This is a genomic window from Micromonospora sp. NBC_01638 (assembly GCF_045209745.1).
Lineage (GTDB): Bacteria > Actinomycetota > Actinomycetes > Mycobacteriales > Micromonosporaceae > Micromonospora.
Genome location: NZ_CP109273.1, coordinates 5,914,657 through 5,928,794 on the forward strand (window position 1 = coordinate 5,914,657; position 14,138 = coordinate 5,928,794).

The 14,138-nt window shown below is 72.7% G+C and carries 12 protein-coding genes; 5 read left to right on the plus strand and 7 right to left on the minus strand.

Going from position 1 to position 14,138, the window contains the following annotated elements; translation table 11 throughout:
• The first annotated feature begins 248 nt into the window (after positions 1–248).
• On the plus strand, positions 249–455 hold the full coding sequence (locus OG811_RS27700; RefSeq protein ID WP_406069907.1) for a hypothetical protein: 207 nt from the start codon (positions 249–251) through the stop codon (positions 453–455).
• Positions 456–522: 67 nt separating this feature from the next.
• Here OG811_RS27700 and OG811_RS27705 read toward each other — a convergent pair whose 3' ends face one another.
• The 5 genes from OG811_RS27705 to OG811_RS27725 all read right to left on the minus strand — a co-directional run bounded on the left by OG811_RS27705 (position 523) and on the right by OG811_RS27725 (position 8,161).
• Positions 523–975, minus strand: a complete 453-nt coding sequence (locus tag OG811_RS27705) for a hypothetical protein (protein ID WP_406069909.1) — start codon at positions 973–975, stop codon at positions 523–525.
• A gap of 432 nt (positions 976–1,407) precedes the next feature.
• On the minus strand, positions 1,408–3,504 hold the full coding sequence (locus OG811_RS27710) for an amino acid transporter (RefSeq protein ID WP_406069911.1): 2,097 nt from the start codon (positions 3,502–3,504) through the stop codon (positions 1,408–1,410).
• Between the two features lie 87 nt (positions 3,505–3,591).
• Positions 3,592–3,993 carry a hypothetical protein gene (locus OG811_RS27715; protein ID WP_406069912.1) on the minus strand — a complete coding sequence of 134 codons (402 nt, stop codon included), beginning with the start codon at positions 3,991–3,993 and terminating at the stop codon, positions 3,592–3,594.
• 364 nt (positions 3,994–4,357) lie between these two features.
• Positions 4,358–5,128, minus strand: a complete 771-nt coding sequence (locus OG811_RS27720; protein WP_272611510.1) for a DUF5995 family protein — start codon at positions 5,126–5,128, stop codon at positions 4,358–4,360.
• A gap of 135 nt (positions 5,129–5,263) precedes the next feature.
• A complete protein-coding gene (locus tag OG811_RS27725; RefSeq protein WP_406069914.1) occupies positions 5,264–8,161 on the minus strand; it encodes an AAA family ATPase in 2,898 nt (965 codons plus the stop codon).
• 194 nt (positions 8,162–8,355) lie between these two features.
• On the opposite strand from OG811_RS27725, the gene OG811_RS27730 reads away from it, so the two are divergent.
• The gene (locus OG811_RS27730) at positions 8,356–10,671 is read left to right on the plus strand and encodes an adenylate/guanylate cyclase domain-containing protein (RefSeq protein WP_406069916.1); all 2,316 of its coding nucleotides are present in this window, start codon (positions 8,356–8,358) and stop codon (positions 10,669–10,671) included.
• Between the two features lie 172 nt (positions 10,672–10,843).
• Here OG811_RS27730 and OG811_RS27735 read toward each other — a convergent pair whose 3' ends face one another.
• Together OG811_RS27735 and OG811_RS27740 are read right to left on the minus strand one after the other, a co-directional pair.
• Entirely contained in the window at positions 10,844–11,389 is a 546-nt protein-coding gene (locus OG811_RS27735) for a YciI family protein (protein ID WP_406069918.1), read from the minus strand.
• Positions 11,390–11,549: 160 nt separating this feature from the next.
• Positions 11,550–12,116, minus strand: a complete 567-nt coding sequence (locus OG811_RS27740) for a dienelactone hydrolase family protein (RefSeq protein WP_406069919.1) — start codon at positions 12,114–12,116, stop codon at positions 11,550–11,552.
• Between the two features lie 376 nt (positions 12,117–12,492).
• Here OG811_RS27740 and OG811_RS27745 point away from each other — a divergent pair, with 376 nt between their 5' ends.
• Genes OG811_RS27745 through crcB form a run of 3 tightly spaced genes read left to right on the plus strand, consistent with a single transcriptional unit; the run spans position 12,493 to position 14,093 of the window.
• Positions 12,493–13,251 (plus strand): class I SAM-dependent methyltransferase, encoded by a 759-nt coding sequence (locus tag OG811_RS27745; protein WP_406069921.1) that lies wholly within the window; start codon positions 12,493–12,495, stop codon positions 13,249–13,251.
• 6 nt (positions 13,252–13,257) lie between these two features.
• Complete coding sequence (locus tag OG811_RS27750) at positions 13,258–13,734, plus strand: fluoride efflux transporter FluC (protein ID WP_406069923.1); 477 nt, start codon at positions 13,258–13,260, stop codon at positions 13,732–13,734.
• Positions 13,731–14,093 carry a fluoride efflux transporter CrcB gene (crcB, locus tag OG811_RS27755; RefSeq protein ID WP_406069924.1) on the plus strand — a complete coding sequence of 121 codons (363 nt, stop codon included), beginning with the start codon at positions 13,731–13,733 and terminating at the stop codon, positions 14,091–14,093. Before OG811_RS27750 ends, crcB begins: the two co-directional genes overlap by 4 nt.
• Positions 14,094–14,138: the final 45 nt, after the last annotated feature.

Genomic DNA, 14,138 nt, shown 5'->3' on the forward strand with positions numbered 1-14,138 from the left:
TCCTCCTCGGCGGGGCCGTGAGGCAGTTCTACGTCCGCCGACCCGTACGACGGCGAGGTCGGTCGTCGATCCGATAGCCGACCCGCGCTACCCGGTGCGGGCGGCCGATGCCCGGGCGGTACCGACGGCGGACGGCATCGGCCGGATGGACGATCCGGCGGTGGTTGTAGCGCAAAACCGTTAGGCGCGCGACCCGATTGGGTACAACGCCTGCACCTCAGATCCACCACATACCTCAGGAGGTAGCGATGCGCGGCACCTCGATACTCGGAGTCATCGTCGTGATCTGGTTGGTGATCGGCGTGATCGCCGGTGGCCAGCGAGGTTACTACAGCGGCGACGACACCAACTGCGCCGAGGCCGGCACCATCCTGGTCACCATCGTGGCCGGGCCGTTGAACTACATCGGCGCCAACCCGAAGGTCGACTGCAAGCTGCCCCAGCCATCCAAGTAGGACAGACGTCGACCAGCCCGTGCCCCTGGGTCGGGGGCACGGGCTGGTGCACTTCGGTAGGGGCCGCTCAGACGTGGTGAACGACCAGGGCACAGCGGCCGGAGCCGTCCTCGGGGCGGGCGAAGCCCATGCAGACCCAGACCTCCGTCCAGCGATATTGAGTGCCGCCACTGGACTCCCAGTTCAGTAAGGCGGCCGAGGAGGTGGCCGTGTCGTCGACGGCGATCGCACCGGTGTACCGCGTCGACCAGTAGACGTATGCCCTGGCGGCGTACCCGTCGGCCTTAAGGTCCTTGACGTAGTTGTGGTTGTACCAGTCGAGCCAGGCGTGGCCGGTGCTGTCGATACAGATGCTCGCCCCCGCAGTGGCTCCCGGCCCGCCGGTCGGGCTGCTGACGGTGTTCTCGCCGTACTTGCAGAGAGCCGCCTGGGCCGGTGACGCGACGGCGAGGGCTACGCCGCTTCCAAGGATGACCGCCACAGCGAAGGCGCTGGCACGGCGGAACAATCGGTTGGTCATCTCTCACTCCATGTTGGCTCTGCCGCGACCAGTCCGGCCGCCGGCATTGATCGGGATACGTCAGGTCCGGGCGGTCGGGCCGGGTTCCACAAGTCGAGGTGCGCCGTGCCCTGGTGCCGTACGGCGATCTTGGTTTCCGCCGTCAGTCCCCCGTCGGGTGGCCTGCCGGATGAGGAGCAGTGTTGTGGCCCGGCGGTGACCGAGGAAGAGGCGGATCCTGTTCCGAACAGACGATCGGATGTTCGGCCTGTTCACCGGCGTGTTCGGACCTGTTCGAGAAGCCCCTCGCCGCCGCCCGGTCCGGGGGCTCCGGAGCAGTCGTTGGCGCCACCACCACCGCACACCCCGTATGGCGTCCTAGGAGGCTGGCTTGCATGTCTCGGCAGCGGCTCTAACCCCATTCATCTTTGAACCGTCACATCGGCAACCAGATCACCCGCCGACGTGGATGCCGGGACGACGTAGGGGGTCCGGCTCAGTCCGGCGGATGATCTCCCGTACCACCGGCGGGGTGTCTCCACGACCGAGGATGAGATAGCGCGCCAGGTGCGCGATCGGGCTCCCCTCCGACCACTCGAAGTGCGCGTGCGGCCGCACCCCGGTGGCGTCACGCAGGGCCAGCAGGATCGCGGCGATCGCGTTGGGCGCGGCTGGGCTGCTGGCCCGCAGCAACCGGAAGCCACCCACCTCGATCCCGTGCACACACAGCACCTGACTGAACTCCGACGGGTCGACCACATCGATCTCCAGGAACAGCACGTCAGCGGCCCCGGGCACCGGATTCATCCCCCGCTGCGCCCGCTCCTTGACCGTGTACTCCTTCACCGACCCGTTATGCCTCTTGTTGGCGATCAGGTGCAGTTGCCCGTCGTGGGCCAGCGACTCCGTGATGAACCGACGGGCCGGCTCGTCGAACTCGATCCGCTCGGCGCGCAGCTCGGTGGTCCGAGTGACCCGGGAGACCAACGAGACCACGATGATGCCGAGGATGAACAGCGTGGAGATGGTGATTCCGTCCGGCTGCTCGATGACGTTCGCCAGCAGCGCGTACAGCAGCACCAGGGTCAGCACGGTGAAGCCGATCGCGGAGGCGCGCTGGTGGCCCCGGACCGCGGAGATCGTCACCGCCACCGCGCCGGAGACCATCATCGCCAGGATGCCGGTGGCGTACGCCCCGGCCTGAGCGTTGACGTCGGCCTGGAAGGCGATCGTGATGGCGACGCTGACGACGGTGTAGACGATCACCACCGGGCGCACCGCCCGCGCCCACTCCGGTGCCATGCCGTACGTGGGCAGGTAGCGCGGCACGATGTTGATCAGCCCAGCCATCGCCGAGGCGCCGGCGAACCAGAGGATGAGCACGCTGCTCACGTCGTAGACGGTGCCGAACACCTCACCCAGGTAGGTGTGCGCCAGGAACGCCAGCGCGCGACCGTTCGCGGCGCCGCCCGGCCGGAACTCCTTTGGTGGGATGAGCGCCGTGGTCACGAAGGTCGTCGAGATCAGATACACCGACATGATCAGCGCGGCGGTGGTGAGCAGCCGACGCGTGTTGCGAATCCGGGCGGCGAGCTGGGCCTGCTTGTCCGGCCCGTCGGCCGCGACCAGGGGCATCATGCTGACCCCGGTCTCGAAGCCGGACAGCCCCAGCACCAGCAGCGGGAACGCCCCAACGGCCGTGAGCAGCACGCGGCCCGGCCCTCCGCCGGTCGCGGTCAACGCGGCGGTCCAGTCCGACACGATGCTCGGACTGTCAATGATCCGGTGCATCGCGACCACGACGATCACCGCGTTGAGCGCCAGGAAGATCGCGACCATCGGGATGGCCACCACCACGGCCTCCCGGAAACCGAGCAGGAACACCCCGCCGAGGATGAGCAGCAGCACCACGGTGACCACGACCGGCACCAGAGGGCCGTGCAGTGCCTTCGGCAGGTACGGGTTCTCCATGAGGTGCACGGTGGCGTCGGCCGAGGAGAGGGTGATCGTGATGATCCAGGAGGTGGCCACGAAGCCGAGCAGCACGAGTACGAAGATCTTGCCCCGCCAGAACGGCAGCAGCCGCTCCAGCATCGCCACCGAGCCCTGCCCGTGCGGGCTCTCGTGGGCCACCCGCCGGTACATCGGCAGCATGCCGAACAGGGTGAGCGCGACGATCAACAGGGTCGCCAACGGGGAGAGGGCACCGGCCGCCACCGCCGCGATGCCCGGCAGGTACGACAGCGTGGAGAAGTAGTCCACCCCGGTCAGGCACATCACCTGCCACCAGGCATGCTTGCGGCTCTGCCCCTCGGTGGCCTCCGGGCCGGGCGGCTGCACCCGGTGCTGGAAGAGCCACCGGCGCAGTGGGCTGGCCAGCGGCGCCGAGCGGGCCGGGGTGGCCACGCGTTCGGGCACCGCGACACCCGGTCGGCCACCTCGGTGCGGGTGCGCCGGGTCCCGGGCCGCCCGCAGAGCCGGGTCCGGCCCCGTCGGCGCGTGGCGGCGTCCGCTCCAGCGTCGTGGTCTCGCCCGGTGCTCGTCACCCATCGCCAGTCCCACCCTCACAGGTCCTGCTCAGACGGTAGGCGGTAGCCCGGCGCCCGGCCGGCGGAACCGGGCACGTGGATGGCCAGCTCAGGACAGGTCCGGTACGGCGAGCAGCCGGGCCAGTGCGGGCGGATCAGCGACGGTCACCGTGGCCGCCGGGTGCCGTGGCCGCCCACCGGGCAGCAGGGCCGGCACCGGTACGCGGAAGCGCAGGCAGATCCCGCCGGCCGTGCTGCTGCCGAAGCTCGCACCTCCGTCGACCAGCGACGCGTGCGGCCCGATCACCCGCCACCAGCGGTACGGGCCGCTCAGCTCGACGGCGATCACGTTTGCCCGGTCGGTGCGCAGCCGCCACGGCCCGTACCGGATCAGCAGATCCTGGTCGGTGACGGCGACCCAGGCGGTCGCCGGGCGGACCCCCAGCAGCGCCAACACCGGGCGGAACGCCGGATCGAAGCGGAACGGGAACCGCGTCGCGACGCCGGTCATCGCGCACCGGGCCGGGCGGTGGATCGTGGTACCGGGCCACCCGGCCGCGGCGGGCCGGGCCGCGCGGGCCGGGGGCGGGCAGCGGGCCGGCGCCGGGCCAGGACGGTCATGGCGCGGGCGTACCCGGTATGAGCCCGCCGACACCCCCGGATCTCCGACCGTCGGCCTGAGCCGACGCCCCTCCCCCACCGTCGGTCGACACCCCCCTGGGTCGGCCGACGGTGGCAGACGGCCGACACCCCCCGGGCCGGCCGGCTGTACCGCCCGGTGCCGACCGAACCTCGGGCGGCCACGCGGGCTGGTGGGACGCGCCCCCGCGCTCCGCCGCCCCCCACGGGCGGAGCGCGGGGACCCCCCGTCCCGGCTACTGCAGGAACGCCCCCAGGGGCGAGAGCAGCAGCCGGCCGAGCGCTGCGGCGTTGTCGTCCAACCGCGTACGCTCACACTCGCGGGCGTCCGGGTCATGCCGGCACCGCCAGATCTTCTGCGCGTTACGCCACGCCACATCGCGGGTGTACTCGACCAGTTCCCCCTGGTACCAGTCGTCGATGTCGCCGTTGAGCATGTCGATGAGCAGCTGCCACCGCTCCAGATAGCCCCGGCGCAGGCCGGGGATCTTGTCCGCGAAGATCTTGTTGATCTCGAGGTAGTCGTGGTGCTGGTCGGTGCCGTCGACCGGCTCCGACTCCAGGTGGTCGAACGTGGTCACCAGCGCGAACGGCAGGTCGAAGTTGATGTGCGCGTTGACCCCGGCCGCCGCCGAGGGCAGCGGGCGGGCGTCCGGCCCGCGCATCCGCTCGAAGAGGCATGACCACGCCTTCGGGGTGCCCGGGCTGGAGTCGGTCCACAGACGCATCGCGTCGAAATACCGTGCGGCGAACTCGACGTCGAGCCGGGAGAGGAAGGCCGGGTCGACGAAACGGTCGTCGTACAGCCCGTCCAGCACGCTGCTGGTGATGGTCAGGTAGAGCCTGTTGAAATCGGCCAACGGACAACTGGCCTCCAACGGAGGCAGCCGCACCAGCATGTCCTGGAGTTTGGTGAGGTGATCGACCACGGCCGGCACGTCCGCGGGATGGTCGGCGAGCAGGTCGACGATGTCCCGCTGCACGGGCCCCCAGACCGGTTCGGTCATCTCTCCTCCATGGTGGTCGGGGGCATCCCCCGTGCCGTCGTCGACGCGGCTCAGCCTCTCAGCCGGCACCCACTCGCCGGATCAGTAGAACGACGTATCCCGGCGCGCACAGGCGCCGGCGGACGGAGCGGTCGGTCAGCCCCGGTGGTTGCGCAACTGGATCGCGCTGGCCTGGACCCGGGTGCGGACCTGGAGCTTGTCGAAGATGTGCGACACGTGCACCCCGATGGTCCGCTCGCTGATGAACAGCCGCTGCCCGATCTCCTTGTTGGTCAGCCCTTCCGCGACAAGAGCGAGCACTTCCCGCTCCCGTGCGGTGAGCGCCGCCAACTCGTCGTCGGACGCCTCGGACGGTGCGCCCCGCGTCCCGCCGGTGGTCTCGCGCTCTTCCAGCGACACCCGGGCCCGCCCGGCCAGCTCGCGGATCTCGGAGGTCAGCGGCACCGCGCCCAACCCCTGCGCCACCCGGTACGCCTCACGCAGCAGCTTGCCGGCGGTGGCCACCCGGCTGCGGCGAGCCAGCAGCGCCTCGGCCTGCCGCAGCCGCGAGTACGCCGCCGGGTAGGGGTGTTGACGTCGGTCCCACTCGGCGGCCGACACGGCCCACAGCTCCGGGTCGCTGCCGTCGAGGCGGCTCACCTCGGCGGCACAGAGGGCCAGGAAGCCCTCCACCACCGACCGCACCGGCCGGGCCGCACCGGCACTCTTGCGGGCCACCCGCTCGGCGACGTCCCGCAGCCGGCGGACCGCCGTCGGGTCCACGTCCACGGTGCGGCTGGCATGCGCCTCCGCCTCGGCGCGCAGGCCGTGCCAGACCAGAGCGGACAGGATCATCACGTCGTCGGAGCGGCTCTCGGTGAGGCCGCGCTGCACCGCCAGCCGCGCCACGTCGTGCCGACCCTCCCACATGGCCAGCCCAGAGCGCAGGGTGAGCAGCGGAATGACGTGTCGCGCCCCGCCGCCGGCGAGCAGGGTCGCCACCGCGTCGAGGTCCCGACCGGCGGCCTCGATGTCGCCGTAACCCACCGAGAGCCGGCACCGGGCGAGCAGCAGCTCGACGGCGTCCGCACCGGACGGTCGGTGCCGCAGTGCGGTCGCGACCACCTTCTCCGCCTCGGCCCACTGGCCCACCCGGAACAACCCGTTGATGGCGATGGCCAGCAACCGCGTGCCCCAGGTGCGACCCAGCCCCAGCTCGGCCACCCGCTCGGCGCCCCGCCGGGCCACCACGACGCCCTCTTCGAGGATGTTCAGCGGCCCGGTCAGCAGCTCCGCCAGGTGCAGGTACGCGCAGGCCACGTCCTCGGGCTGGCCGGCACGCTCGGCGGTGTCGAGGGCGTCGCGCATGACCGCCAGACCGGCGTCCGGGTCTTCCAGACAGGCGTCGCTGAAGCCGAGCGCCGAGCTGGCCAGCACGACCTCGGTGGCGGAGCCCTCCACGTTCTCGGCCAGCGCCAGCGCCTCCCGGGCCCGCTGGCCGGCGTCGGCGTACCGGCCCAGGTGCAGCAGCAGCTCGGCCAGGCGCGCGGCGGCGGCGGCCCGGTCCCGCGGGGAGCAGTCCGCCGCCTCCAGCGCCCGCTGGTATTCCTCCTCGGCCAGCGCCGAGCGACCGGCGGCGGCCAGGTAACGGGCCCGGCGGATGTGCAGCGCACAGCTCGGCTCGCCGCCCTGCAGCGCGGCCAGCTCTTCCAGCAGGGCCAACGCGCGGGCGTGCTCCCCACAGTGGTGGGCTGCCTCGGCGGCGTTGCCGAGCAGCTCGACCCGGTCCACCGCCAGCGGGCCCGGGCCGACGGCCAGCTGCAACGCCGCCGACCAGTGCCGGTGCGCCTCGGCGTAACCGTGCAGCCGCTCGGCCTCCTGCGCGGCGGCCACCGCCGCCGGCAAGGCGCGCGCCGGTTCACCGGCCAGCCGCCAGTGGTGCGCCAGCCGGGCCTGGTGCAGCTCACCCGGCGCCGCGGTCAGCGCCTCGGCGTAGCGGCGATGCAGCCCGGAACGCTCGGCCGGCAGCAGCTCGTGCGCCAGCACCTCGGCCACCAGCCGGTGCCGCAGCCGGTAGCCGTCGTCGTCGCCGACCAGCAGCCGGTGCGCCACCGCGGCGCGGGCCGCGTCGATCAGCTCGTCCTCGGGCAACCGCAGCACCTGGGCCAGCAGCCAGTGCTGCACCGGCTCGACGCCGGCGGCCACCGCGTGCACCACCGCGTGCGCGTGCTGGGGCAGCGCGTCGACCCGGTCGAGGAAGATCTCGCGCAGCGTCTCGGACAGACCGTCGCGACCGTCGCGCAGGTCGCGGGCCAGCTCCTCGATGACGAACGGGTTGCCACCGCTGCGTTGCCACACCTGCTCGGCCGCGTCGGAGGACAGCGTCCGGCCAACCACCGCGCCGGCGAGCTTCTCGGTGTCGGCCCGGCCCAGCGGTGCCAGGTCGAGCACCTGCACCGTCCGCAGCCGGCGCAGCTCGGTGAGCACCCGGCGCAGCGGGTGCACCCCCTGCAACGACTCGGCGCGCACCGCCGCCAGCACCGAGAGCTGGAGGTCACCGAGCCCGGCCAACAGGTAGAGCAGCAGTTGCCGCGTGCTCCGGTCGACCCACTGCAGGTCGTCGAGGATCAACACCAGCGGCCTGCCCTCGGCGATCAGGTGCAGCCCGCGGGAGACCCGCTCCAGCAACGCCCCCGCGCCGTCCGGGCCGGCGGTCTCGTCGGCGAACATCTGCAGCAGCCCGCGCACCGCCGAGGAGGCGCGTGCGTGCGAGGTGGACACATCGGCGTCGAAGCGGCGCAGTGCCTGCAGGAGTGGGTGCAGCGGGGAGGCGTCGCCGATGTCCAGGCAGCTGCCGGTGAGCACCACCGCGCCCTGCTCACGCAGCCGGGCGCCGATCTCGCCCAACAGTCGGGTCTTGCCCACACCGCTCTCGCCGTTCAGGAAGACGGCGGCGGTCTGCCCGTGCGCGGCGCCACCGAGCAACGCGGACCGAACCGTCTGCACCAGCTCGGCCCTGCCCACGAGCGGTGCGGTGTCCACATCGCTGGCCATGGCACGCAGCCTAATCACAGGTCCCCGTACCGTTCTACGGCCATCTGCCGCTTGTGGTACTCCTCGCGTCGACTTTGCGACTAATGGTTGCAGGTGGCCGACATACGTCGTTCGGCAGATCCCCCGTCAGCCCAGGAATGCCAATCTCCGGAGGTCATCAGGCATCAGCGGGGAGAAAGGCCGGTGCGATACCCATGGCCACCACCACCATCGTTGTCGGCGACACGCAGCGGACCCCGACCCCACACTGGCCGGTACCGGAGGAGAGACGCACCGTCACCGTGCTCTTCGCGGACATCGTCGGCTCCACAGCCTTGGTGGACCGGCTCGACCCGGAGGACGTCCGAGCGTTGCAGCGGGCCTACTTCGACACCGTCGCCGGTGTGCTGCACCGCTGGCAGGGGGTGGTCGAGAAGTACGTCGGCGACGCCGTGATGGCGCTCTTCGGCGCCCGGCACTCCGACGGCTTCGACGCGTACCGGGCGGTGCGCGCCGGACTCGAGATCCAGGCCGCGCTGGACCGCCGGCCGATGGTGGGTGACATCAGACTGCGGGTTCGCGTCGGTGTCGCCACCGGCGAGGTCGTGGTCGACCTGGGCGGCGCCGTCAGCGGCGGACACGGCGTGGCCAGTGGCGCGGTGATCACCACGGCGGCCCGCCTCCAGGAGTACGCGCCACCCGGCGCCGTCGCGCTCTGCGCCGCCACCGCACGGGCCACCGCCGGCCTGATCACCCAGCGTCAGCTGACGCCGGTGCCGGTCGCCGGTCGGGTGCCGCCGGTGCCGGTCTGGCACGCCGTCGGTCCGGTACGCCCCGGTGCCGACCGGCACGACGGCCCGCTGATCGGTCCCCGCCGCGAGCTGGCCACCATTCGCGACGAGCTGACCCGGGCCATCCGGGAGCAGAACCCGCGCTGGGTCTCCCTGGTCGGCCCCACCGGCAGCGGCCGCAGTCGACTGCTGCACGAGTTGACCCGTGGCCTGACCACGGTGGACGGATTGTCGGTCCGCTGGTGCGTGGCGACCTGCCAGCCGTACCCCGATCAGGTGTTGGCGCCAGTCGCGGAGCTGCTCCGCGGCCTCGCCGGAATCCTTCCCGGCGACGGCCCGGCGGCGGTCCGCGACCGCCTGGCCGCGGCCCTGACGCCGTTGTTCCCGCCGGCCCAGGTCACCGCGACGGTCCCGGCGCTACAGCGGTTGCTGACCACCCCGGACGGCTCGGACGCGGCGCTGGCGGGCGCCGCGACCTGCCAGGACGTCCTGTTGCGCCTGGCCACCCACCGGCCGCTGATCGTCGCCGTCGACGACGTGGACCGGGCGGCGCCGGCGGTGAGTCGGTTCCTGCACGCGCTGTTCAGCGCGGCGACGGCGCGCGGGCTTCCGCTGGCCATGGTCACCCTGCACCAACCGCAGTGGGCCGACACCCGGCCCGGCCCGGCCCGACGGGTGACGATCCGACCGCTGGCCACGGTGCAGTCCGGGCGACTGCTGCGCCACCTGCTCACCCGGGCCGGCCAGCCGGTGGCGCTGGTCGACCGGCTACTGCCGCTGGTGGGCGGCCGGCCCGGGCACGCGGCGGCATACGTCACGTCGGTCGCGGACGGCGCCGACCCGGTCACGCTCCCGCTGCCCGAGGCGGTCCGCCGGGCCGTCGGCGCGGAACTGGACCACCTCGACGGTGAACGGCGGGCGGTACTGATGGCCGCCGGCATCCTCGGCGGCGTGATCTGCGGCGCGGCCGTCGACCGGGCACTCGGCTGGGCACCCGGCCGGTCGGCGCCGGCGCTGCGCGGGTTGGTCGCCGCCGGGTTGCTGCTCCCCCACCGCGTCGGCGGGTACGCGTTCGCCACACCGGCGTTGCGCCAGGTCGCCGCCGAGCGACTGCCCCGTGTGCTGCGGGCCGTCTTCACCCGCCGGACCGCCGACGCCCCGCGCCTCGACACCGTCCACGGGGTCGCCCTCCTGCCTGAGGATGCTGCCGTCGACCCCGCTGGCGCCGGCGTTGCTGGTGCCGCTCGCGCTGGCGCCGCTCGCACTGGCGCCGGCGGCTCGTCCGCGCGCCCCGCCGAGGTCGTGCGCCTCGACGCCGTTCGCTCCCGGGTCGGCCTCGACGGCGTCCTCGCGGCGCTGGCCCCGGCGCCGGGATCCGGCCCGTCGCGCCGCCGCCTCTCCACCCCGACGATGGCCACCCCGCCGGCCGCGCTGACTCGGGTGACCAACCGTCCGCCAGGCTCCAGCCGGCTCCGAGCCGTCGCGTCGGCCGGTGACGTGCCGCCGACCCCGGTCACAGTGGCGACCCAGGCCGCAGTGGTGACCGCGGCGCGGGCCAATACGGCCGGTCACTGGCCCTCGGCCGTTGACCGATCTCCGGTGGCGATCCGCGCAGTGCCTGCCGTGCCGGGGTCAGCCGGACGCGGCGCGGTTGCCGCTGTCGGCGCTCCGCCAGGTGCGGTGCACGCCGTACCCCATCCGCCGATCCGTTGGCCGCACGACCTGGCCGCCTCCGCTTGAGGGTCCGCCAGCGGTCGTGGGTGGCCGGGCTGGATCACCTCCGGCGGGCTCGTTCGCTTGCGGCGAGCCCGGCCGCCGAAGCCACACCGCCGAAGCGATCTTGGACAGTTCCCGTTACGAGCTAACGGGAACTGTCCAAGATTGCCGAGAAACGTAGCGACACGGCGGCGAGTCAGGCCGGTCGCCCGCCGAACTGCCAGTTGTGCACCTCGATGTCGGCGTACCGGTCCACGGTCAGGATGGCACGCGCCGCGTCCGGGTTCGGTGCCCGGACCAGCGCGGCGGTACCGAGCCAGGTGGTGCCGTCGTCGGACAGCAGAGGCCCGTACGCGATCAGTTCGTCCGGGTCGGGCGGCACGGCCAGGTCGACGGCCTGCCCCATGCCGAGGCCGAGCACCAGGTACCGGTTTCCACCGGTCCGGCCTCCAGGAAAGTCCCACATGGTGCGGCCCAGCGCGTTGTGCCAACGGCGCAGCAACACGTCCCGGTACACGCCGGCCTGGTAGTTCGGCTCATCGAGGGCGAACGTCCGCGCAGCGGCCGGATCGGGCACGTCGACGATGTGCACGCTGCCGGTGGGCCTGTCGTCGGCGAAGGTGGGGCCGCGGGCGATCATCTCCACCGCGTACCGGTCCATGTAGGACCAGTGCGCCGCCAGCAGTTCGTCGCGCAACGCCGCCGAGCCGGGCCGGTCACGGTGGTAGCACAGGAACTCCATGGCCCACATTCTCGACGCGGTGCCGCACCCTCAGCAGACGGGGTGTCGTCCGGCCGCTCTACGGCACGGACGCCGAGGCCAGCAATGTCGCGGTGGGCAGTGCGAGCAGGCCGTCCGCGTCACGGTAGGCGGCGGTCATCGACAGCCCTGATCGAAGTGCTCAGCGGGCGGCGAGGAAGGCCAGCACCCGTGGCCAGGTAGCCGCGGCGGCGTCCGGGGCGTACTCGGCCAGGTCCGGGTCGGTGAACAGATGCCCGACACCGGGATAGCGGAAGACCGTCAGGTCAGCGCCGACGTCGGTCATCGCCTGCTGCCACTCGTCGACCTCGTCCGGCACGTCGTACGGGTCGGGGTCGGCGAGGTGCAGCTGCACCGGCAGCCCGGTGCGGACCGCGTCCGGTGCGCCGCCGGTGCCGTGCAGCAGGAGCAGACCGGCGGCGTCGGGGCGCTCGGCCAGCAGCGCCCCGGCCACACCGGCGCCCATCGAGAACCCGGCGAGCACCGTCTCCGGCGGCAGGTCCCGCAGCGCTGCCCGGGCCCGGTCGAGCACCACCTCCTGGCCGATCTTGTCGAGCAGCGCGAAGCCCTCCTCGACGGTGTCGGTGGCCGGGACGCCGTACAGATCGGGGGTGGTGACCCGGTGCCCGGCGGCGCGCATCCGGTCGGCGGCGGCGCGTACGGCGGGCCGCAGCCCGTACACGGAATGGAACAGCACGACGTGTCGCATCGGGCCATCCTGCCGCAGCCGGGCGTCTGTCCGGTGCGGCCACGCGGGACGGACGTCAGACCAGCGCCGTCAGCCGCGCGACGAGGTCGGGGTCAGGGTCGCCCATCGCGGCGATCTCGCGGCCGACCAGCGGGGCCAGCTCGGGGCGGCGCCGCGTCGGTGAGCAGCCGGTCGTGGGTGGGTCGGGCCTGGGCGGGCAGTTCGGAGCCGGCCGGGGTCGGACACGACGGTCTGATCCCGCTGGCGTGAGGACGCCGGGCCGGGCGGAAACCCGCCCCGGCGTCACCCTGATCATCGCTCTGCCATCTTCTGGCAGTTGCAAGTTATGTGCAACAAGCTCTGGACCCGACCGACTTTAGTAACTAGCCCGATCGCTATGAGTCCTTACATCGTGGATCCGTGGGCCTGGCAGGAGAGCTGGGACCGTCAGCAGGAGGCCTACCTACCGGACCGGGAACACCGGTTCACCGCCATGCTCGACACCGTCGACGCGGTCCTCGACGGTCGGCAGCCGCGCTTGCTCGACCTGGCCGGTGGCACCGGCACCATCTCGCTGCGGACGCTGGCGCGCTTCCCCGACGCCGAGGCGACCCTGCTGGACCTCGATCCGGCACTGCTCGCCATCGCCGACGCCTCGCTGGGCGACCGGGCCACCATCGTCACGGCCGACCTCGGCACCCCTGAGTGGCGCTCCGCGCTCCCCCACCGTGAGTACGACGCCGTCCTCACCGCCACCGCCCTGCACTGGCTGCCGGCCGACCGGCTCACCCAGCTCTACGCTGAGCTGCGCGACGTGCTCCGACCGGGCGGGGTCTTCGTCAACGCCGACCACATGCCGGACGACACCGTGCCGGAGCTGACCAAGCGGCTGCTGGACCGGGCCCGGGACCGGCGCAACGCCCGGTACGCCGCCGGCTCGATGCTGTCCTGGTCGGACTGGTGGGAGCGGGCCGGTGCCGACCCGGCGCTCGCCCCGCTGGTCGCCCAGCGGCGCGCCATCTACCCGACCGGGCACAGCCCGGAATGGAACCCGCCGGTCTCCTGGCACCTCACCGCGCTCACCACGGCCGGCTTCAGCGAGGTCGGCACGGTGTGGCGGGGCGGCCCGGACGCCGCCGTCGCGGCAGTACGCTAAGGACCCGTGTCAGAGCCGTTCGAGCGCCGCACCGACCCCGACGTCGACCTACACGTCCCCGCCGACCGGGGCGAGCTGACCGCGCGCCCGGCGACGATTCTCGTCACGATCGCGGCCGGCGGGGTGCTCGGCGCGCTGTCCCGGGCCGGCCTGCAACACGCCGCCCCGCACCCGCCGACGGGTTTCCCGTGGGCGACGTTCGGCATCAACCTGTCCGGTTGTCTGTTGATCGGCGTGCTGATGGCGGTGCTCGGGCACCTCGGCGGTGGGCGCCCGCTGGTCCGCCCGTTCCTCGGGGTCGGGGTGCTCGGCGGGTTCACCACCTTCTCCACCTACGCGGTGGACGTTCAGCAGGCGCTGATCGCGGGCGCCCCGGGCACCGCGCTGGCGTACCTGGCCGCGACGGTGCTCGGGGCGCTCGCCGCGGTGGGGTTGGGCGACGCCGTCACCGCTGGACTGCTGCGGCGGCGGGTGGCCCGATGACTGTGCTGCTCATCGCCCTGGGCGGGGCCCTCGGCGCTCCGCTGCGCTATCTCACCGACCGAGCCGTGCAGTCCCGGCACGAGTCGGCGTTTCCCTGGGGCACGCTGACCGTCAACGTGATCGGGTCGCTGCTGCTCGGCGTACTCGTCGGGTTGCCGGCCGGCCCGGCGGTCACCGCGTTGCTCGGCACCGGGTTCTGCGGCGCGCTGACCACCTACTCGACGTTCAGCTACGAGACGCTGCGGCTCGCCAAGGACGGCAACCGGCTCCTCGCCCTGGCCAACGTGCTGGGCAGCGTCGCCGTCGGGCTCGCCGCGGCCACCGCCGGCTACGCCCTGGCCCACGCCCTGGTGGGCTGAACACCCGCAGGATACTGAGGGTATATACGCGAGGTATACCCTCGG

Coding starts and splice junctions, on each gene's coding strand:
- OG811_RS27745 (WP_406069921.1), top strand. CDS start 12,493: ATGAGTCCTTACATCGTGGATCCGTGGGCCTGGCAGGAGAGCTGGGAC.
- OG811_RS27725 (WP_406069914.1), bottom strand. CDS start 8,161: ATGGCCAGCGATGTGGACACCGCACCGCTCGTGGGCAGGGCCGAGCTG.
- OG811_RS27715 (WP_406069912.1), bottom strand. CDS start 3,993: ATGACCGGCGTCGCGACGCGGTTCCCGTTCCGCTTCGATCCGGCGTTC.
- OG811_RS27705 (WP_406069909.1), bottom strand. CDS start 975: ATGACCAACCGATTGTTCCGCCGTGCCAGCGCCTTCGCTGTGGCGGTC.
- OG811_RS27730 (WP_406069916.1), top strand. CDS start 8,356: ATGGCCACCACCACCATCGTTGTCGGCGACACGCAGCGGACCCCGACC.
- OG811_RS27710 (WP_406069911.1), bottom strand. CDS start 3,504: ATGGGTGACGAGCACCGGGCGAGACCACGACGCTGGAGCGGACGCCGC.
- OG811_RS27700 (WP_406069907.1), top strand. CDS start 249: ATGCGCGGCACCTCGATACTCGGAGTCATCGTCGTGATCTGGTTGGTG.
- OG811_RS27735 (WP_406069918.1), bottom strand. CDS start 11,389: ATGGAGTTCCTGTGCTACCACCGTGACCGGCCCGGCTCGGCGGCGTTG.
- OG811_RS27740 (WP_406069919.1), bottom strand. CDS start 12,116: ATGCGACACGTCGTGCTGTTCCATTCCGTGTACGGGCTGCGGCCCGCC.
- crcB (WP_406069924.1), top strand. CDS start 13,731: ATGACTGTGCTGCTCATCGCCCTGGGCGGGGCCCTCGGCGCTCCGCTG.
- OG811_RS27720 (WP_272611510.1), bottom strand. CDS start 5,128: ATGACCGAACCGGTCTGGGGGCCCGTGCAGCGGGACATCGTCGACCTG.